Genomic DNA, 19,276 nt, shown 5'->3' with positions numbered 1-19,276 from the left:
CGCCGAGCTGCGTAACCACTCTCGTCCAGTCCTCGTTCAGAAGCGATTCGTCTGCCATCCCGCCTTGGAATCACGTGTGATTCCAACACTCAAGAACAAACTTAACGCCTATGCGGCCTTCCCTGCGCCCTCGGCACTTTCGAGGGCGGCAGCTGAAGCAAAGCTCGGGCACGATGTGCCGCGAGAACGGGGGACCGCGTGTGCGATTTAGATTCGAGTATGAAGATGAATTGCACTCTCGTGGCCGGACGCAGCGCATCCGCGGCGATGCGCTGCAGAGCCGGGACCCATCTCTTCTGCGTCGTACCGTGTCGCCATTTGAGTCCTGGCTCTGCGCCACAACGCTTGCGCGTTGCGGCTTGTCCGGGACACGACAGGTGAGCGCGGTGTGGCCCTCCACTCCGCCATTGCGAGCGTAGCGAAGCGATCCAGACTGCCGCCGTGGAAAAGATTCTGGATTGCTTCGCTTTGCTCGCAATGACCAGGAAGTGCCCTTGCCTACTCTCCCAGCGTCGCCTCCACGAACCCGCGCGGATCATCGCAGAACTCCCGCATCACCCGGTAATGATCCGTCTGCTCCAAAGTAACCGGCTCAAGGCCGTATTTCCCGAGCCGCAACAGTTGCGCGTTGGGATAGGCCATCAGCAGCGGAGCGTGGGTCGCCATGATCACCTGGCAATTGCCGGAGAGATCCATGCGATGCAGCAGCTTGAGGAAGTCCATCTGCCGTGCCGGCGACAGCGCGGATTCCGGCTCGTCGAAGATGTAAATGCCCTGCTTCTGGCAGCGCTCCTCGAAGAACACCAGAAAACCTTCGCCGTGGGAAAAGGAGAGATAGTCGGGCGCTTCCTGAACGCTCGCACCAAACACGCCTTCCATGGCGTGCGCAGCATCCACCGCCGAGCGGTCCAGATAGCGCGCGATGGAGAAGAACGTCTCGGCACGAAAGAACCAGCCGTCGGTCACCTTTGGCACCCAGGCAGCCCGCAACGCAGAGGACAGTTCATCGCCGCTGATCTCGATGCCGCCGCCGTCGACTTCCTGAAAACCCTTGCGGCCGCCGGTGCTGGCAAAGCCGGCCAGTCCCGCGATGCCCTCGAGAATGGTCGATTTGCCGCTCCCGTTCTCGCCGACGATGATCGTGACCGCGGCGTCGAAGCTCTGGTCGAACTCATCCCTGAACACAGGAAGACAGAACGGATAAGCCTCCCAGTCCTCGACGCGCGAGCGATCGAGCCAGACGCGCCTGAGATAAGGCGCACGCAACGTGGTCTGACGGCGTCGTGTCCGGCTCATGCTCCTGCCCCCTCTCTACTCAAAACCTTAATGGAACATAACAGGAACATCAATCGCACGGAAGCGGCATCTGCGGAAGACAGCAAGCTCCGGTCGAACCTTAACCCAAGGCCTCCAGCACAAGCTCCATCGTCATCAGCACGGGATTGTCGCCCCGGACGAGACGGCCCTCCGCGATACCGCCGGTGTAGTCGATCAGGGCAACATCGACTGCCGCTTCGACCGTGTGAGACGGACCGGACTCGATCGCGCCACACGTTATTGCCAGCTCCGTGGCGAATGGCTCTGTCACGCCACCGTGGGTAAACCGCGCGCCGATGGTCGAGCCGACGCCACCGTGGATCTTTGCGCGGGCAATGCCGTGCGCGTGACAGAACGCTTCGAGACAGCCGGCAAGATCCTGGTTCGGACGGAGCCGCAGCGCAAAGGCGCGGCTCGTCGTTCGCGCGCCGGTGCTTGCAGCCGCAACCGGCCCGAACAGCTTGAAGTTGGTCTCCGGATCCGGCTCGGCGATAAACATCGCACCATCGATGCCGAAAGCCTCGACCTCGAACGGCTCGGCGACGACAGTCTCATCCGGCATCATGTGGCCGCCGCTGGTCCTGCCGTCCGCCTCGGTCCACAGTCCATGGCAATGAAAGAACGGCGCGCCGTCGCGCGTGCCGAGCGTCATGCTGCCGAGCCTCAAGCGCGTCACGCCGTTGGGCCGGTAGGTGTCGCTGTAGAACGCCGCGTTCTCGCCGGTCTTCGACAGTGCCGGCATGACATAGGCGAACGGTCCGAGTGCGCCGCGGCGAAAATTCAGCACGCCGCCGGCAAAACCCTCCTCGGCAAAGCCGCGCCGCGCGGCTTCCAGCAGCGGCAGACCCGCCTGAAGCGTGAAGGAAAAGGCGCGCCCCCTCGTCTCCACCCACTGAATACGTTCGGGAGGCGGCGCTCCAGGCTGCTTGATCCTTCGCATCTCGTCTGCTCAGCCCGCCTGCTTCTTATCCAGATCGAGCAACCCGCGCGCCTCGAGCTCATCGCGCACCATCCGCTTCGGCACCTTGCCGTAGCCGGATTTCGGCAAGGCCTCCCAGAAGAAGAAGCGCTTCGGCATCTTGTAGCGCGGCACCTTCGGCGACAGGAACGCCGCCATCTCCGCCTCGCTCACCGGCTTTGCGCCTTCGCGCGCCACGCAAACGGCAACGCCGACCTCGCCCCAGGTCGCGTCCGGCACGCCGAGCACCGCAACCTCGCCGATCGCGGGGTGCGTCAATATCTTCTCCTCGATCTCGCGCGGATAGATGTTGGAGCCGCCGGAGATATACATGTCGGAGGCGCGCCCGGTGATGTAGACGAAGCCCTCCTCATCCATGTGGCCGAGATCGCCGGTACGGAACCAGCCGTTGCGGAACGCCTTCGCATTGGCTTCCGGATTGTCGTAATAGCCGGCGAACACGGCCGGCCCGATCACGCAGATCTCGCCGCTCTGATTGGCTTTGAGCTCGCGGCCCTCGTCGTCCTGGATCGAGACCTGCATACCGGTGCGCTCGAAACCGCAGGTGCCGATCTTCGTATGCGGGCCATCCTCGAGATCATGCAGCGCGGCCGGCAGCACGGTGATGTTGCCGGTGACCTCGCCAAGGCCGAAATACTGCACGATCACCTTGCCCAGCTTCTTCAGCGCCGCCTTCTGATCCTCCCGATACATCGGCGCGCCGGCATAGATGACATGGCGCAGCGAGGAGTGATCGTATTTGTCGGCGGCGGGATGCTCGACCATCATCTTCAGGATGGTCGGCACCGTGAAGAGATTGCTGACGCGATGCGCCTCGATCAGGCGGAACGCCTCGTTGATGTCGAATTTCTCGGTCGGCAGCAGCACGGTGCGCGCGCCCCGTGCGGTCTGCATCAGCTGATGCACGCCGGCACCATGCGACAAGGGCGCCACCACCAGCGAGGCATCCTGCTCGGTCGTACCGGGCGTCAGATCGGCGAGATGATTGGTGACGACGAAACCCATCTGGCCGTGGGTCAGCACCGCCGCCTTGGAGCGGCCGGTGGTGCCGGAGGTGAAGAAGAACCAGCAGGGATCGTCGTGCTCGACGGCGACATTCTCCACGGTCGCTCCGGTATGCGAGGCGATGGCGTCAGCCACCGAGCGCTCGCCGAACGCGGCCTTGCCGTCGATGCTCCAGGTGAATTCCAGCGCGCCGTCCTTCACCGCCGCAGCGTGCTCGGGGAAATCGACATGGCACAGGAACGCCTTGGCGCCGGAGGCCTGCGCGAGATAGCTGACCTCATCCGGCATCAGACGGAAATTGGTGGGGACCCAGACCGCACCGAGCCGGAACGCGGCGAACATGGAAACGAACATCTCCTCGCCATTCTTGGAATGGACGAGGATACGGTCGCCCTTCGCAATGCCGCGCGCGGCGAGCGCCGCGGCCAGCGCCGAGACCTGCGCATCGATCTGGCGCCAGGTCCAGGACCTGTCGCCCCAGACGAAGCCGGGGCGCGCTCCATGCCGCCGCGCATTCTGGGTCAGCATATAGGCGAGATTCATGACGCGGCGGGACATGCGCAGGGGCTGCATCGGGCTTCCTCTTCGACTGGCGGCACGCGAGCCGCCCGTTCATTGCAGCCCATTTATCGCCAACGCCAGCGCCCCTGCAAGGCCAGCTGCCGCGGACCAGCCCTATGGCTGCTCGAACGCAAAGGACGTCGCCGTGATGGCCTTCGTCTTCCAGCAGGCTTGCGGACCAAATCCGCCGCAGAAGCTGCCATGCAGATCGAAGCGGACGGTGCGCGCCGCGCCGCGCTTCACAGGCGGGACCATGATCTTGTAGCCGCGGACATAGCCGTCAAACACCTCGCGCACGCTGCCATCCGGCAGCATCACCAGGATCTTCATGACGCAGCCGCCGGTTCCGCAAAAGGTCGTTTGGCGATCGCCGCATTTGGTGTCCTGGAAATCCACGATGTAGTCCTCGCGTCCATCGCCGGTCAGATCGATCTTGCGCACGGTGTTTCGCGCGAAGGTTCGCAGCCGCAATCGCAACCGTTCAGGGAATTTTAAACATGATCGGCGCAACCTTCGTCCGTCTCCGCGTACAGAGTGCCGCATCATGGTCAAAGCGCCCGCCCTCCTCCTGTTGTCGCTGGCGCTCGCCGGGTGTGCTATGGCGCCACAGACTCATCTGGCTTCCGATCCTGCCTTCAAGCCTGCGCGCTATGCCTGGGATGGCGCCGGTGAGGATCCCAATCGGCCGCACGCTGCCTCGCAGCCAACGCGGGCCGCTGCCCGTTCGGAGCGCAGCAGATCGCAAGTCGGGCTTCAGTCCTCTTCCAAGGAGTGGTGGCAGGCGCAGGACGCCACAGAGGCCGAACAGGACGCCAGGGTCAACCGCTCCCTGGTCATCTGCCAGGGCTGCCTCCGCCCGCAGCCTCAGGCCGAAGATTCCAGGCTGGCCAGAGCGACCGATTGAACCGAACGGCTTCAGATCGGAAACCACCGACCGGACCGTGCGTTACGACTTCGTGCGCGAGGCTGGCAGCTATGCAGGGGCGACGATATGAGCGACGTCATCAACAACAAAGCCCATCACCGTTATGAGCTCGAGGTGGACGGTCATCTTGCGACCGAGCACTACAAGCTCAACGGCAATGTCATCACATTCGAACATACCGACGTGCCGAAGGAGCTCGGAGGCAAAGGTGTCGGTTCGAAGCTGGTGCAAGGCGCACTCGATCAGGTCCGCGCCGACGGATTGAAGCTGATCCCACAATGCCCGTTCGTGAAGGCGTGGATCGACAAGCACCCGGACTATGCGGATCTCGTGACGCGATGAATGCACAGGCCCGCCGTCAGTAGCCGGCGGGCCTGCCGATATCTACGGCCTATTGTCCATGCTTGAGCATATCCTGGTCGGTCAGATCCCAGTCCTGCCACAGCTGGAGTATGCCGAGCAGCACCACCACCGCACCGAGGCTCGTGTGATAGATGCGGAGAAAGCCCTCACCGGAATAGCCGAGCGCATAAGGCGAGGCGATGAGCCAAAGTCCGACCAGGATCGTCGTCACCTCTTGCCAGCGCTGCAACGCGACATATTCGAGCTGGCTGAGGCCAAACACGACCAGACCGACCGCGACCGCGTTCAGGATGACCATCTCATGTCCGGTCATCGGTTGATCCTGGATGGGAAACCATGGCGAAGCCACGATGACCGCCCCAAGCAGCATCCCGCACCAGTCTTCCCATGTTCGATGAGTATCAAAGAAACCAGAGTCCGACATCGTACCCTCCTACACAAGAGGCATACGTCTGCGGCTGGCGATCATGACACTCCGAATGTCTAGCGACCCTGCCGGCCGCATTCGGGCGTATGTCCTCCGCAGGACGTGGGAACCGAGGTCCGGCTTGCAAGAGCGGTACCGAGGATTATTTGCGCTCGCCGCACCATGCTCGCAAAGCGCGATATCCATACTGCACTGCGGTCGCGGCAGTGCGCGTTTGCATATACCTCCTCTGCGCCAATCTCCCTTGATCTCACTTGGCAAGGATGGCGTCGGCCTCCTAGATCAGGAGACAATCGGCATTTCGGAGGATCCCGCATGGCGGCTTCGGTACGCGACAACAAGGACAGGAGCCGCTTCGAGCTCGATGTCGGCAGCGACATCGCCTTCGCCAACTACCGGCTGACGCCGTCGGCCGTGATCATTACCCACACCGAGACGCCGCGCGCGCTGCGCGGCCGCGGCATCGGCTCCGAGCTGGTCAGGGGCGCGCTGGACCTGATCCGGCGCGACGGCAGGAAGGTGATCGCCGGCTGCGGCTTCGTCGTCGACTATCTCGACAGGCATCCGGAGGATGCGGATCTGATCGCCTGAAAGCGAAGGGGGTCCGCGAGATGGCAGCCCCTTTTTCGCGACCCAGGCGGATCAGTGCTTGATCTCCGGCGGCAGCTTGCCGCCATTGGCGGCGAGCTTGGACATTACCTGCTTGTGCAGCCAGACGTTCATGCTGGCCGAGTCGTTCATATCGCCGCTGTAGCCCAGCTCCTTGGCGAGATCCTTGCGCGCAGCGAGGCTGGAATCGATGTCGAGCGCCTTCATGAGGTCGACGATCGAGGTACGCCATTCCAGCTTCTCGCCCTTATGCGCGGCCGCTGCCTTGTCGACGATCGCCGCCACGTCGACCGCGGCCATGGGCGCTGTGGCCGGCGCCGAAGCGCCCGGCGTCCCTGCGGGCGCGCTGGGCGAAGCCGCGCCACCGGCGGGGGCGGCGGAGACCGGCTGGCTGCCGAAGATCGCGCTCATGATTTTCCCGAAAATGCTCATGTCTGCTCCCCGAAAAGGAATCCGTTGGAAGGGCCTTGAGTGGCACTTATAGACGAAGTTACTGCGTCGCGCCCGCGAAGCTCCGCGAACGACCAGCAGCATCAGCTTATCTGCGGCGAAATGACGACAGAATGACATCGTCGTGGTTGCGCCGCGGCATTGAATTTCACCCGAGCGCGAGGGACAGGACTCGGACTTGGGAGTATGGTTGTCGTTCAGCTCGCGATGTCATCCGGAGTTCGCATCTGGTCGGGATTGCGAGATTTCAGAGAATGGCGGCCGCTTGCGCCGTTTGCTGGCGCCGGGCTCGGCTGCCTGGCAAGGGAGCTAGCGACCATGGCCACACTCTACCAAGGCAATGTCCCCACGATGGCCCAGCGCTCGGATGCGGCTGGGCCAGTGATCCGAACCATCAAATTGTCCGATCTGCACGACGCGCTCAGGCGCGGTTGGGAAGACTTCAAGGCCGTTCCGAGCCACGCCATTATCCTCTGCGTGATCTACCCGGTGCTTGGCCTCGTGCTCGCCCGCGTGGTGATGGGCTATTCGGTGCTGCCGCTGTTGTTTCCGCTGGCTGCCGGCTTCGCGCTGATCGGGCCCTTCGCGGCGCTCGGACTCTACGAGCTCTCAAGCCGGCGCGAGCGCTATGAACCGGCCAGCGCCTGGGATGCCATGGAGGTACCGCGTTCGCCCTCGTTCGGTGCGATGCTCGGCCTCGGTACGGTGCTGCTCGCCCTGTTTGTCACTTGGGTTGCGACCGCGCAGGCGATCTATGTCGCGGCGTTCGGGTACGAGGGCGTCACCGGTTTCTCGGATTTCGCGACGCGCGTGCTGACGACGCAGCAAGGCTGGTGGCTGATCGTGGTCGGCTGCGGCACCGGCTTCCTGTTCGCGCTCGCCGCGCTTTGCATCAGCGTGGTGTCGTTTCCCTTGATGCTCGACCGTCATGCCGGCGCGTTCGAGTCGATGGTGACTTCGCTGCGCGTTGTCGGAAGAAACCCGGTACCGATGGCGGCCTGGGGCCTGGTCGTGGCGGTGCTGCTCGCGCTCGGCACGATACCGGCCTTCCTCGGCCTCGCCGTGGTGATCCCCCTGCTCGGGCACGCCACGTGGCACCTCTACCGCAAGGTGATCGTGTCGGAGCCTGGGGCACGTCCGGTGCCGCCCCCGCCGCATCGTCCGCGCAAGCCGGCCGCCGACTTCCCGGCCAACCTCTTCCCTTGGCGAAACCGGACCGACGCCTGACGACATCGTGACATGCGATCCTGCCTCGGCTCGGGCAGGATCGCGCCCTGTCGCGCGCCTTGCTTTGGCCGCGGTTCCGGCCGAGATTGCGCCCCGCCGGTCAGATCGCTCCACGGAATTCATTTACCCGAATGCCCCCGACGATTTCTCGTCTCGCTCTCGCAGCCTTCGCCCTCTCCGTTTCAATCCTGTCCGCCCAGCCAGCGCTCGCCGCGGTTGCCTGCGGCTCGGGCAATTTCGACGCCTGGCTTGCGGATTTCAAAACCGACGCTGCGGCAAAAGGCATCTCGCAGCAGGCCATCGCTAGCGGGCTTGCCGGCGTGACGCTCGATCAGAGCGTGCTCAACCGCGACCGCTCGCAAAAGGTCTTCAGCCAGACCTTCGAGGAGTTTTCCGGCCGCATGGTGCCGCCACGCGTGCAGCGCGGCTCCAACATGATGAAGCAATACGGATCCGTGCTGTCGCGCATCGAGCAGGCCTACGGCGTGCCCGGCGAGGTCTTGGTTGCGATCTGGGGTCTGGAGACCGATTTCGGCGTCAACACCGGCAAGTTCGCAACGATCCGCTCGCTGGCAACGCTTGCCTATGACTGCCGTCGCTCGGAGCAGTTTCGCGCCGAGCTGATGGATGCGCTGCGCATCATCCAGCGCGGCGATCTTGCACCTGCCGACATGAAAGGCGCCTGGGCCGGCGAGCTCGGCCAAACCCAGTTCATGCCGTCGTCCTGGATGAAATACGCCGTCGATTTCGACGGCAATGGCAAGCGTGATCTCCTGCATAACGCGCCTGACGTGCTCGCCTCCACCGCCAATTATCTCGCAAGCTATGGCTGGCAGCGAGGCAAGGATTGGCAGCCAGGCAGTCCGAATTTTGCGGTGCTACAGCAGTGGAACAAGAGCGAGGTCTATTCCAAGACCGTCGCCTATTTCGCAACCCAGCTCGCTCACGCCCCCTGATGCCTCGGACAAGATGAGTAAGGCCGATCGCACGGCGACCGGCCTTCTCTCGGTGCCTTGGCTTCCGGACGTCCCTATTTGCCCGTGGTCGCCTGCATCGCCTTGTTCAGATGCGCGCCGCATGCGGCCATTTTGCCGTTGAGCAGCGCGTCCTGCGCCGCCGCGATTTCCTTCTGGGCGACGAACTTGCTGTCGCCGTCGGCCATGTTCTCGATCGCAGTCTCCGTCTTCTCCAGATTGGCCCCGCTGCAACCGCCCATGGCGTGCTTGGCGGCGTGGGACGGCGCGACCGCGAATGCGGCGGCAGCAATTGCGATAACCCCGAGTAACTTCTTCATGATGTTACTTTCCTTCTCTTGTTCTTGGGCCAGAACCAGCGACATTGCCGGAATCTGCAAGAATGACTTTCCTCTGCTTGCGGCAACTTGCCGCAATAAATTCCCCGCGAGAATTGCGTGATGTTGCGAGCCGCGCAGAGCCGCATGCGAAACTTCTGATTTTCATTACAACTTCATAATCGGAGCACCCGCTTGACGTGTGCACCGCATCAAAGGGGCGGTCAGTCTCAGTCCGAAGAGGCCAGCGCATCCGCCTTGGCTCGCAGTTCCAGGCTCGCCATTAATCTAGCCATTTCGGACTCCACCTCAGGAACAATAGAATCTTTGTTCATTTCATGAGTTCATGCGATTCGCGCATGAGAAACTTGGGCTTACAAGCTGACCCATCGTGTTGCAGATCAAGAGGGAGCAACTTATCTCAAGGTTTTATCCGCCGAACTCATGAGCGACACTGCCGAGAGGTTAATCATTTCTTGCCGACGCTATGCACCTAGCGCCTAGCTGCATCGCAACATCGGAACTTTCGCAGTGCACCACACTCACCTATATTCATTTCAACGATGAGGCCTAAAGGCAAAGGCTGAATCGAACTACAGGAGACTACCAATGCTGCTCTCGCTCATCCGCATGATCCAGGCCTTCCGGGACTATCAGCGCAATGTTGCCGAGCTGTCCCAACTCAGCGATCGCGAACTGGCCGATATCGGCCTCGATCGCTCGGACATCCCGCGCGTTGCCGCCGGTCAGTATCAGGGCTGATACCGTTCAGCCCTCCACCGGACGGACCGATAGCGCCCGCCTTGTGCGGGCGTTGTCGTATCTGGTGGCAGAAAACTCGATCTCGGCGATTCCACTCTCCGCCGAAAAGCGCTACCTGTCCGCCCATGACAGGACCTCATTCCAGTAGTGTGCACGTGATCGGCGCGGGCCTTGCCGGCTCCGAAGCCGCCTGGCAGGTCGCCAAAGCCGGTGTGCCCGTAGTGCTGCACGAGATGCGGCCGGACCGCATGACCGAGGCGCACCGCACCGACGGACTCGCCGAACTCGTCTGCTCCAATTCGTTCCGCTCGGACGATGCTGCCAGCAACGCTGTCGGCTTGCTTCATGCGGAGATGCGCCGGCTCGACTCGTTGATCATGCGCGCGGCGGACGCCAACCAGGTGCCCGCCGGCGGCGCGCTTGCGGTCGATCGCGACGGCTTCTCGGCGGCCGTGACCGAGGCACTGAATGACCATCCCCTGATCGAGATCGCACGTGGCGAGGTCGCTGGCCTGCCGCCGGCCGACTGGAGCAACGTGATCGTTGCAACCGGTCCCCTCACCTCCGCGCCGCTGGCTGACGCCATCCGCGAATTGACCGACGAGAATGCGTTGGCCTTCTTCGATGCGATCGCACCGATCGTTCATCGCGAGTCCATCGATATGTCAGTGGCCTGGTTCCAGTCGCGCTACGACAAGGTCGGCCCCGGCGGCAACGGCGCCGACTACATCAACTGCCCGATGACCAAGGAGCAGTATGACGGCTTCGTCGCCGCGCTGATCGCCGGCGAGAAGACCGAGTTCAAGGAATGGGAAACCAATACCCCCTATTTCGACGGCTGCCTGCCGATCGAGGTGATGGCGGAGCGCGGCCCCGAGACGCTGCGCCACGGTCCCATGAAGCCGGTCGGCCTCACCAATCCGCACGATCCCACGACGAAACCCTACGCGGTCGTGCAGCTGCGCCAGGACAACAAGCTCGGCACGCTCTACAACATCGTCGGCTTCCAGACGAAGCTGAAATACGGCGAGCAGCAGCGCATCTTCCGCACCATTCCCGGACTGGAGAAGGCGGAGTTCGCCCGTCTCGGCGGCCTGCATCGCAACACCTTCCTGAATTCGCCAAAGCTGCTCGATGGCCAGTTGCGCCTGCGCGCGCAGCCGCGGCTGCGCTTCGCCGGGCAGATGACGGGCTGCGAGGGCTATGTGGAGTCCGCCAGCGTCGGCTTGATCGCCGGTCTCTACGCAGCAGCGGACGCGCGCGGTGAGACGCTTGTCAGTCCGCCGGCTACGACGGCGCTCGGATCGCTGCTCGGCCACATCACCGGCGGCCATATCGAGACCATCGAGCCGGGCACGCGCTCGTTCCAGCCGATGAACATCAATTTCGGCCTGTTCCCGCCGCTCGCGACGGTGCCGGCGAAGAAGCCCGACGGCACGCGGCTGCGCGGCAGCGAGAAGACGGTGGCCAAGAAGCAGGCGCTGAGCGCACGAGCGCTCGCCGATCTCGATCGCTGGATCGCCGACCACCTGCGCATTGCCGCCGCCGCGTGAGCTTTCGATGAGCCTCCCCAAAGACGACGCCGCAGTGCTGTCGCCGCGCTGGACCGAAGGTGTGCTGCTCAAGCGAGACGTGTTCTCGACCGTCGAGCGCGGCCGCTTCCGCAGCGAAAGCGGCGAGATCGACGCGGTGCTGCGCCGGCTCGATGAGGTGCCATGGTGGTCGTTCCTGCTGGCACGCCATCTGTTCGCCCGCGAGAAGCATGCGCTGCTGCGCGCCAAAGGCCTCAACGCCGGTCCGGAGCTGCTGTGGGCCGGACGCCGCGCTCTGGTGCGCGGCTTCGTCGACGGCGTCGCACTGCATCTGGCCAAGCCGCATGGCGATCTCACCTATTTCCGCTCGGCCAAAGCCGTGCTGCGCCGGCTGCGCCGCGCCGGCATCTGCCACAACGATCTCGCCAAGGAGCAGAACTGGCTGGTCGGCCGCGACGGCAGGGCCTATGTGACCGACTTCCAGCTTGCAGCTTGCTTTAACCGCCGCGGCCGGCTCTATCGCATCCTCGCCTATGAAGACCTGCGGCATCTGCTCAAGCACAAGCGCTCCTACGCGCCGGAGGCGCTGACGCCGCGGGAGCGAAAGATACTGGCGAAGAAGTCGTTCGCCGCGAGCCTGTGGCTTGCCACCGGCAAGAAGGTCTATCGCGCCGTCACCCGCGGCCTGTTCAATTTCACCGACCGCGAGGGTGGCGGCCGCAGGCTCGTCAACGACGCGCCGGTCCTGGCCGAACTGATCCTGCGGAATCCTGCCGTGCGCGACGCCGCCATCGTCGCCTTTGCCGACCGGCGCTCCGGCGTCGGGCTCTATGCCTTCGTCGAAGCCGATCAGGCCGCGCTCGAAGGCCAGCTCCGCAGCGAGCTTGCCGCCGCCAACGGACCGAAGCCACCCGAGCACATCCAGGTCGTGCACGCCCTGCCACGCAACACCAGCGGCAAGCCGCGCACCGAGGTCCTGCAACTCGTCGCCATGAACCAGCTCGACCTGATCGAGCCGATGATGACGAACGAGCAGGACCGGGCCTTCCTCAAGGACATCCTGGAGCAGCGCAAGAACCTTCGCGACCGCTTCAATTTCGAGGCGAACCTGCCGACGAGCTAGCGCGGGGTCTGCGCCTTGAAGCGTCCACATTGGCGATGGAGAAGCGTACGGACAAGGCTGGGTTGGGAAAGATCATGGGCGCTCGGGGAGCGATAATACATCGTGTGGTTGGCGGGATGATCGCTGGCCTTCTGTTGCTGGCAGGCACGCCCGCGATGGCCGACTCGCCGGCCGAGTTGATCTCGAGCTTCCGTCTCAAGCATGGCGAGATCCGCGTCGTCCGCGATGCCACGCTCGACCGCATTGCCATGGATCAGGCCCGCGCGATGGCGGCGAAGGATGACCTGAGCCACGACGCACTCGGTCCGTTCAACCGCCGTGTCGCACCGGCGGGCGCGGGGCGCGCCGCCGAGAACATCGCCTACGGGTATGACAGTTTCGAGAAGACGTTGGGTCAGTGGATCGACTCGTCCGGGCACCGCAAGAACCTGTTGCTGCACAACGCCTCTCGCGTCGGCCTTGCGAGCGCCAAGAATGCCAGCGGCAAGCGCACCTATTGGGCCATGGTAATCGCCGGCGACTACGAGCCGAAGGGCAAGGGTAAAGGCAAGAAGGACAAGGAGCCGCTGGTTGCCGTGAAGCGCGAGGCTGCTCCGGCAAGCAAGCCCAAATCCAGCAACTGCCACATCAAGCTGCTCAGCCTCTGCATCTGAAACGAGACCGGGCCGTCTTGCTCGCAGTCTTCGACGTGTCAAATTCATGCACGAACGTCCAGTTCATGCACGAACGTCCAGGAGGCGGAGGCGCAAGTGATCGACATCGAGCGGATACGTGCTGAGACACCGGCCGCCTCGCGGCTCGTATACCTGCATAATGCCGGTGCGGCCCTGATGCCGGCGCCCGTTGTCGCGGCGATGAAGCAGCATATCGATCTCGAAAGCGATATCGGCGGTTATGCCGCTGCCGACCGTGAATCCGATCGGCTCGACGCGATCTACGGCTCGGTCGCGCGCCTGCTCAATGCCGCCCCCGATGAGATCGCACTTGTCGAGAACGCGACCGTTGCCTGGCAGATGGCGTTCTACGCGCTGCCGTTCCGCGAGGGCGACCGCATCCTGACCGCCGAGGCGGAATACGCCGCCAACTATGTCGCCTTTCTTCAGGCCGCGAAACGAACCGGCGTGACGATCGACGTCGTGCCGAGCGATTCCAGCGGCGAGCTCGACGTGCACGCGCTCGAACGCATGATCGACGAGCGCGTGAAGCTGATCGCCATCACCTGGGTGCCGACCAATGGCGGGCTGGTCAATCCCGCCGCGGCAATCGGCAAGATCGCGCGGGCGCACGGCATTCCCTATCTGCTCGACGCATGCCAGGCGGTCGGACAGATGGCGGTCGACGTCGAAGCCGTCGGCTGTGACATGCTGTCGGCGACGGGGCGCAAATTCCTGCGCGGCCCGCGCGGCACGGGCTTTCTCTACGTCCGCCGTGCGCTGCTGCAACGGCTCGAACCGCCGATGATCGACCATTTCGCAGCGCCCTGGGTCTCGCGCGATGAATATCGGCTCCGCGACGATGCGCGCCGTTTCGAGACCTGGGAGAACAATTACGCGGCCCGGCTTGGGCTCGGCGCTGCCATCGATTATGCGCTGGACATCGGCATGGATGCCATCGAGGAGCGCTGCCGGCTGCTCGCGGGCCGCCTGCGCCGCGGCCTTGCGGCCCTTCCCGGCATCACCATTCGCGACCTTGGGCGTTCGCCGGGTGCGATCGTCAGCTTCACGATGGCCGGGCACGGGGCGGACGACATTGTCGCAAGTTCCGCTACAGCCGGCATCACGATCGGCGCTTCGGATCCGTCGAGCACGCGCATCGATGCTGAGCTTCGCTCGCTGCCGCATCTCGTGCGGGCGTCACCGCATTATTACAACACGGAGGCCGAGGTCGATCGGCTGGTCGCGCATCTGGCGGACCTGACGTCACGATAGCAAAAGGAGCCGGCGCGACCGGCCGACGTGACGTCGGCCACGATCGCGCCGCCCTGACATCAAGCTCTTGTCGTCAATGCCGAGAGTTGGTCGGTATCAAAGCGGGCGCGCAAGGCGCTGATGGCTCTCGCATCCGGCGGCCCACTCGCCGTCAACTTGGCCAGTTCCTCGAAATAATGCTCGTGTCCCGGCGGGGAGACGGTCATGAGCACACGCGCGGGCTTCTCGCTCACGTTGGTGATGTTGTGAGCCACGCCCGAAGGAATGAAGAGAAAGGTCCCGGGGGTTGCCCGGACAACCTCATCCCCAACGTGCCATTCACACTCGCCTTCGAGCATGTAGAAGGTCTCTTCCTGAACACGATGCACGTGCCGGCCGGTGGCAAATCCGGCCGGAATCGTCCAGTCGAACATACTCGTGTGCCTGGTGTCCTCGCCGGTCACCAGGAAGCCCATGGGTTTGCCGCGCAGCACAACCCCTTCGGACTCGCCTGGCCTGCGGATCACGTGTTTCACGGTCATGTACCCCTCCATCGCTTGTTGCAGCCGCGATAGTGATCCAGGCCAGCCCGAAAGTGGTGAAGCCGATCGGAAAACGTTGCAAAAAACCTGCGAAATGTGCCCTTCTTCGGCGATGGCCGCGATCCTTGAATTTGGTCCCTTTCGGCTCGATGCCGAGGCGGGAATCCTGTTCCACGGGGCTGAGCCGACGGGACTCGGCCGGCGGGCCGTGCTGCTCCTCGCCCTCCTCGTCCGGCAGGCTGGCGCGCCAGTTTCGAAAGATGCCTTGATCGAGGCGGCCTGGCCCGGCCAGGCCATTGAGGACAGCAATCTGACGGTCCAGATCGCGGCGGTGCGGCGCACGCTGGCTGACATCTCCGGCGATGCACATTGGATCGAAACGTTGCCGCGCCGCGGCTATCGCTATGTCGGCCCCACCGTGACGACGTCCGATCCGGATCGCGCACAGGCAGCGCCGCAAGCGCCGCCGCTGACACTGCCCGACAGGCCGTCGATCGCGGTGCTGCCTTTCACGAACCTAAGCGGCGATGCGGAGCAGGATTATTTCGCCGACGGAATGGTCGACGACATCATCACCGGGTTGTCACGCATCAACTGGCTGTTCGTGATCGCGCGGAATTCCACATTCGCCTACAAGGGCCGTGCGGTGGACGTGAAGCAGGTCGGCCGCGAGCTTGGTGTACGCTACGTCCTGGAAGGCAGCGTCCGCAGGACAGGCACGCTGGTCCGCATCACCGGCCAGTTGATCGATGCGGCGAGCGGAATGCACGTATGGGCCGAGCGATTTGACCGCCGGTCCGAAGACGTCTTCGCCCTCCAGGATGACATTGCATTGTCGACCGTCGGTGCCATCGCGCCCAGCCTGCGGCGTGCCGAGATCAACAGGGTCAAGCGCAAGCGGCCGGACAGCCTGGATGCCTATGATCTCGTCCTGCGCGCCCAGCCGGACGTTGACTCCGGCATGCCCGCCCAGGTCACCCAGGCCCTCGTGTTGCTTGAGCGTGCGATCGCGCTCGAGCCTGCGTATGCGCTCGCGCACGGCAATGCAGCAATGTGCCATCACTGCTTGTTTCTCCGGGCCGGTCTGCAGGAAGCCAATCGCGAGGCTTCGATCCGCCACGCGCGCTCGGCCATCGTCCACGGCCAGGACGACGCACTTGCGCTCACGCTCGCGGGCTTTTCGGTCGGCATGGACGGGCACGATCGCTCCGCGGCATTCACCGCGTTCGAGGCCGCGCTCGCCATCAGCCCATCATCGGCGCTGACCTACATTCTCGGAAGTGTCGTGCTCGGCTGGGGCGGAGATTCCGACCGCGCCATCGAATGGAGCGAGCAAGGCCTGCGGCTCAGCCCGTTCGATTCCTGGGCTTTCGCCGCATTCGACGCCCAGGCGCTCGGGCACTTCCACCGCGGCCGATATGAGGAAGCGTGCCGCGCCGCTTACCGCTCGGTTCAGGCCAATCCTCGCCACAGCATCACCTATGTGCAATTGGCCGCAGCGCTGGCAAAGCTGGGACGATTGCAGGAGGCGAAGGCAGCGGCCGCGCGGGTGCTGGAGCTACACCCGACCTTCCGCTACGGCCGTCAATTTCAGGGCGTCAACTGCGCGCCGGCGCTGGCCTCCTCGCTGGGCGACGCGCTCCGCGTTGCGGGCCTTCCCGAGTAGCGCTCGGCTCGGCCTCGCGTTGCGCTCAAGCGCAGCGCGCGCTCAGTCCGGATGCGCTGAGCCGGGCCATCACCTCATCGAGATGGGCGGCATCACGGGTCTCGATGACGAGCTGCAGCAGCGTCGCCTTGGCCGGCAGGTCGGAAAAGGTCCGCTGATGCGAGACCTCGATGATGTTCGCACCCGCCTCGGCCAGCAGCGCCGCCACGGCGGCCAACTGCCCGGGCCGATCGGGAATATCGAGCGACAGTTGCGTCAACCGCCCCTCGCGCGCCAGCTCGCGGGTGAGGACGGAGGCGATCAGCCGCGTGTCGATATTGCCTCCGCTCAGCACCAGGCCGACCTTCTGGCCGACAAAGCGGGACGGATCGGACATCAGCGCGGCAAGGCCGGCGGCGCCGGCGCCCTCGACAACAGTCTTCTCGATCGAGATCAGGGTCGCGACCGCGCGCTCAAGCTCCGCTTCGCTAACGAGCGCAATGTCGTCGACAAGGCGGCGGACGATCTCGGTGGTGATCTTGCCCGGCGATTTCACCGCAATGCCCTCGGCGAGCGTATCGCCGCGCGCCGGCAGATTGCCGTCATGGATGGCGTTGTACATCGAGGGATAGAGCCAGGCCTCGACGCCCAATATCCGCAGCGACGGTTTGATCGATTTCGCGGCAATGGCAATGCCGCTGATCAACCCGCCGCCGCCGATCGGGACGACCAGCGTATCGAGCTCCGGGACCGCCTTGAGCATTTCCAGCCCGATCGTGCCCTGCCCCGCGATCACGAGCGGATCGTCATAGGGATGGACGAAGATCATGCCGTGCGCTTCACCATGGCTGCGCGCAAAGGCGGCCGCCTCTTCCAGCGTCGCGCCCGTGACCACCACCTCGGCGCCGTGATGCCTGGTGTTCTCGATCTTCACCATCGGCGTGCCGATAGGCATCACGATGGTGGCGGGAATGCCGATCCGCTTGGCGTGGTAGGCGACGCCCTGCGCGTGATTGCCCGCGGACATTGCGATCACGCCCCGCGCGCGCTCTTCCGGCGTCAGCGCGGTCAGCCGGTTGAGAGCGCCGCGCTCCTTGAACGAGGAGGTGAACTGGAGGTTCTCGAATTTGAGCCAGATGTCGCAGCCGCAGATGCTGCTCAGCGTGCGGCTGTAGTTGCAGGGCGTCTCGACGACGGCGCCCTGGATGGTCTCGGCGGCAGCGCGAATGTCTTCCGGTGCGACCGAAAGGCCGCTGACTTCGGAGGACGTGGTTTGGGACAAGTCAGCCATGGGACAGCATAGAGCATTTCGCCGGCCCAGGCGATAAGCCAGCCTCTATTTGGTAAATTCACGTGATCGCGAGGCGCGCCACAGTGTCCAGAGCGTGCGCAGCCGCGACGACGGCTGCAGCGTAAACGGGTTTCGTCCCGGACGCGAGAGGCGCTTGAGATCGGCCTGCGCCTGGCTCAGCGGTAGAAACGCCGGCCGCACGGACGGCGCCACCTGCGCCAGCAGCGACGACGACGCCGTCATATGCTGCCGGGCTTCAGCCGCAAGCTGCTCCAGCACCGCGTGGAGACTGGGTGTCTCCTTGCCGGCGAAGACATCCTGCATGCTGCAATTGTGCCTCTCGAGCACCTGTTGCGGCAAGAACAGCTGCCGGTGCGCGGCATCGCGCGGCAAATTGGCTATGACCTGCACGAGGCCCTGCGCCAGTCCGGCATGACGAGCGAGATGCTCGACCGCCTCCGATCGTGGTCCCATGATCCGGGCAGCGAGATCGAACAGCGCCGATGACGTCGCCGCCAGATACCCCTCCAGCGCGGCCATGGTCGGCATCGGGTCATTGTAGAGATCGAACTGGTGCTCGTCGGCAAGCAACGACAGCGGCTCGACGGGCAGGTCGAAATCGCCGATCGCGCGCAGCAGCTCGGCCGCCACGGGATTGCCCTCAGCGCTGCCATGGACATGGCCCGACAGCATGTCGGTCCACCATTGCAGGCGGATTTCGCCGGGCAATGGCTGGCTCACCTGGTCGCGGACGCGCACGATCTCGACATTGAAGGCATAGAGCGCCAACAACGCGCGGCGCTCGGCGGCAGGCGCGAACAGGGTCGCGGCATAGCGCGGAAAGTCATGGCTACGCACGAGATCGGCGCAGAAGGCAACGGAGTCGGGCGGCGGCGCAGCGCGGCTCATGGCACGGCGATCAGCGCGGCTGCGACGCGCCGCCGTTCGCCGATCATGATGTTGTAGGTGCGCACGGCCGGGCCGGTCTGCATCGTGTCCAACACCACCCTCACCGCCTTGAGCGCCTGGCGGAGCTCCGGCGGGGGCAGCCAGAGCCCGGTTCCGGTGCCGACGAGCAGCGTGTCGATGCTGTTGGCGGCTGCGAACACCCGATCCAGCGAGTAGCGATCGATCTTCTGGGGGTCCGTCACATCCCAGGCCCAGATCGCATCGGGCAGGCACAGCAGCGATCCTCGATGCGACATGCCGGCAAAGGCGAAGCCGCCCTTGCCATAGGCATCGATCGGCGCCGAGCGCGGGAAATGCGGAGCGTTGGGATCGCCGGCCATGAGCTTCGTCCGAATGGGCTTACTGCCCCCG

Annotated in this window: 22 protein-coding genes; 11 read left to right on the top strand and 11 right to left on the bottom strand. The window is 64.3% G+C overall.

Translation table 11 applies throughout. The annotated features are described in order from the left end of the window. Positions 1–498: 498 nt before the first annotated feature. From EAV90_RS33440 to EAV90_RS33425, 4 genes are all read right to left on the bottom strand, one after another. Positions 499–1,296 carry an AAA family ATPase gene (locus EAV90_RS33440; protein ID WP_122403150.1) on the bottom strand — a complete coding sequence of 266 codons (798 nt, stop codon included), beginning with the start codon at positions 1,294–1,296 and terminating at the stop codon, positions 499–501. A 100-nt stretch (positions 1,297–1,396) separates the two neighbouring features. After that, positions 1,397–2,257, bottom strand: a complete 861-nt coding sequence (locus EAV90_RS33435) for a PCC domain-containing protein (protein WP_122403149.1) — start codon at positions 2,255–2,257, stop codon at positions 1,397–1,399. 9 nt (positions 2,258–2,266) lie between these two features. Then, entirely contained in the window at positions 2,267–3,874 is a 1,608-nt protein-coding gene (locus EAV90_RS33430) for an acyl-CoA synthetase (protein ID WP_122403148.1), read from the bottom strand. 102 nt (positions 3,875–3,976) lie between these two features. Continuing rightward, the gene (locus EAV90_RS33425) at positions 3,977–4,303 is read right to left on the bottom strand and encodes a hypothetical protein (RefSeq protein ID WP_245163263.1); all 327 of its coding nucleotides are present in this window, start codon (positions 4,301–4,303) and stop codon (positions 3,977–3,979) included. 103 nt (positions 4,304–4,406) lie between these two features. Here EAV90_RS33425 and EAV90_RS33420 point away from each other — a divergent pair, with 103 nt between their 5' ends. Both EAV90_RS33420 and EAV90_RS33415 read left to right on the top strand, forming a co-directional pair. Beyond that, entirely contained in the window at positions 4,407–4,766 is a 360-nt protein-coding gene (locus EAV90_RS33420) for a hypothetical protein (RefSeq protein WP_122403146.1), read from the top strand. Between the two features lie 87 nt (positions 4,767–4,853). Beyond that, positions 4,854–5,129 (top strand): GNAT family N-acetyltransferase, encoded by a 276-nt coding sequence (locus tag EAV90_RS33415; protein WP_122403145.1) that lies wholly within the window; start codon positions 4,854–4,856, stop codon positions 5,127–5,129. 49 nt (positions 5,130–5,178) lie between these two features. Here the strand turns inward: EAV90_RS33415 and EAV90_RS33410 are convergent, their stop codons facing one another. Further along, positions 5,179–5,574, bottom strand: a complete 396-nt coding sequence (locus EAV90_RS33410) for an SPW repeat protein (RefSeq protein ID WP_122403144.1) — start codon at positions 5,572–5,574, stop codon at positions 5,179–5,181. 318 nt (positions 5,575–5,892) lie between these two features. Here EAV90_RS33410 and EAV90_RS33405 point away from each other — a divergent pair, with 318 nt between their 5' ends. After that, entirely contained in the window at positions 5,893–6,168 is a 276-nt protein-coding gene (locus tag EAV90_RS33405) for a GNAT family N-acetyltransferase (protein WP_122403143.1), read from the top strand. A gap of 51 nt (positions 6,169–6,219) precedes the next feature. On the opposite strand, the gene EAV90_RS33400 is transcribed toward EAV90_RS33405, so the two are convergent. Next, on the bottom strand, positions 6,220–6,618 hold the full coding sequence (locus tag EAV90_RS33400; RefSeq protein WP_122403142.1) for a DUF3597 domain-containing protein: 399 nt from the start codon (positions 6,616–6,618) through the stop codon (positions 6,220–6,222). A 336-nt stretch (positions 6,619–6,954) separates the two neighbouring features. On the opposite strand from EAV90_RS33400, the gene EAV90_RS33395 reads away from it, so the two are divergent. Both EAV90_RS33395 and EAV90_RS33390 read left to right on the top strand, forming a co-directional pair. Continuing rightward, a complete protein-coding gene (locus EAV90_RS33395) occupies positions 6,955–7,863 on the top strand; it encodes a DUF2189 domain-containing protein (protein ID WP_162500268.1) in 909 nt (302 codons plus the stop codon). Between the two features lie 131 nt (positions 7,864–7,994). Then, positions 7,995–8,819 (top strand): lytic murein transglycosylase, encoded by an 825-nt coding sequence (locus EAV90_RS33390; protein ID WP_122403141.1) that lies wholly within the window; start codon positions 7,995–7,997, stop codon positions 8,817–8,819. Positions 8,820–8,893: 74 nt separating this feature from the next. Here the strand turns inward: EAV90_RS33390 and EAV90_RS33385 are convergent, their stop codons facing one another. Continuing rightward, on the bottom strand, positions 8,894–9,157 hold the full coding sequence (locus tag EAV90_RS33385; protein ID WP_244608021.1) for a hypothetical protein: 264 nt from the start codon (positions 9,155–9,157) through the stop codon (positions 8,894–8,896). Between the two features lie 606 nt (positions 9,158–9,763). Here EAV90_RS33385 and EAV90_RS33380 point away from each other — a divergent pair. From EAV90_RS33380 to EAV90_RS33360, 5 genes are all read left to right on the top strand, one after another. Beyond that, positions 9,764–9,916, top strand: a complete 153-nt coding sequence (locus EAV90_RS33380; RefSeq protein WP_007590701.1) for a DUF1127 domain-containing protein — start codon at positions 9,764–9,766, stop codon at positions 9,914–9,916. Between the two features lie 125 nt (positions 9,917–10,041). Further along, positions 10,042–11,469, top strand: a complete 1,428-nt coding sequence (trmFO, locus tag EAV90_RS33375; protein ID WP_122403139.1) for a methylenetetrahydrofolate--tRNA-(uracil(54)-C(5))-methyltransferase (FADH(2)-oxidizing) TrmFO — start codon at positions 10,042–10,044, stop codon at positions 11,467–11,469. A gap of 7 nt (positions 11,470–11,476) precedes the next feature. Continuing rightward, positions 11,477–12,571, top strand: a complete 1,095-nt coding sequence (locus EAV90_RS33370; protein ID WP_122406659.1) for an AMP-binding enzyme — start codon at positions 11,477–11,479, stop codon at positions 12,569–12,571. Between the two features lie 74 nt (positions 12,572–12,645). Next, a complete protein-coding gene (locus tag EAV90_RS33365; protein ID WP_122406658.1) occupies positions 12,646–13,224 on the top strand; it encodes a CAP domain-containing protein in 579 nt (192 codons plus the stop codon). A 96-nt stretch (positions 13,225–13,320) separates the two neighbouring features. Beyond that, positions 13,321–14,499, top strand: a complete 1,179-nt coding sequence (locus EAV90_RS33360) for an aminotransferase class V-fold PLP-dependent enzyme (protein WP_122403138.1) — start codon at positions 13,321–13,323, stop codon at positions 14,497–14,499. A 59-nt stretch (positions 14,500–14,558) separates the two neighbouring features. On the opposite strand, the gene EAV90_RS33355 is transcribed toward EAV90_RS33360, so the two are convergent. Beyond that, positions 14,559–15,020: a cupin domain-containing protein gene (locus EAV90_RS33355; RefSeq protein WP_122406657.1), complete on the bottom strand. Its 462-nt coding sequence runs from the start codon at positions 15,018–15,020 to the stop codon at positions 14,559–14,561. A 112-nt stretch (positions 15,021–15,132) separates the two neighbouring features. On the opposite strand from EAV90_RS33355, the gene EAV90_RS33350 reads away from it, so the two are divergent. Continuing rightward, positions 15,133–16,686: a winged helix-turn-helix domain-containing tetratricopeptide repeat protein gene (locus EAV90_RS33350; protein WP_129145819.1), complete on the top strand. Its 1,554-nt coding sequence runs from the start codon at positions 15,133–15,135 to the stop codon at positions 16,684–16,686. Positions 16,687–16,711: 25 nt separating this feature from the next. Here EAV90_RS33350 and EAV90_RS33345 read toward each other — a convergent pair whose 3' ends face one another. From EAV90_RS33345 to EAV90_RS33335, 3 genes are read right to left on the bottom strand one after another with little or no spacing between them, the layout of a single operon-like run. After that, positions 16,712–17,956 (bottom strand): threonine ammonia-lyase, encoded by a 1,245-nt coding sequence (locus tag EAV90_RS33345; RefSeq protein ID WP_122403136.1) that lies wholly within the window; start codon positions 17,954–17,956, stop codon positions 16,712–16,714. A gap of 45 nt (positions 17,957–18,001) precedes the next feature. Then, on the bottom strand, positions 18,002–18,865 hold the full coding sequence (locus tag EAV90_RS33340; RefSeq protein WP_129145818.1) for a phytoene/squalene synthase family protein: 864 nt from the start codon (positions 18,863–18,865) through the stop codon (positions 18,002–18,004). Next, on the bottom strand, positions 18,862–19,245 hold the full coding sequence (locus EAV90_RS33335; protein WP_027576230.1) for an Mth938-like domain-containing protein: 384 nt from the start codon (positions 19,243–19,245) through the stop codon (positions 18,862–18,864). The genes EAV90_RS33340 and EAV90_RS33335 overlap by 4 nt, the downstream gene beginning before the upstream one ends. Between the last annotated feature and the right edge of the window lie 31 nt (positions 19,246–19,276).

The organism is Bradyrhizobium vignae (assembly GCF_004114425.1).
In the GTDB taxonomy this organism is placed as follows: Bacteria; Pseudomonadota; Alphaproteobacteria; order Rhizobiales; family Xanthobacteraceae; genus Bradyrhizobium; species Bradyrhizobium vignae.
This window is presented reverse-complemented; position numbering and strand designations above follow the sequence as displayed.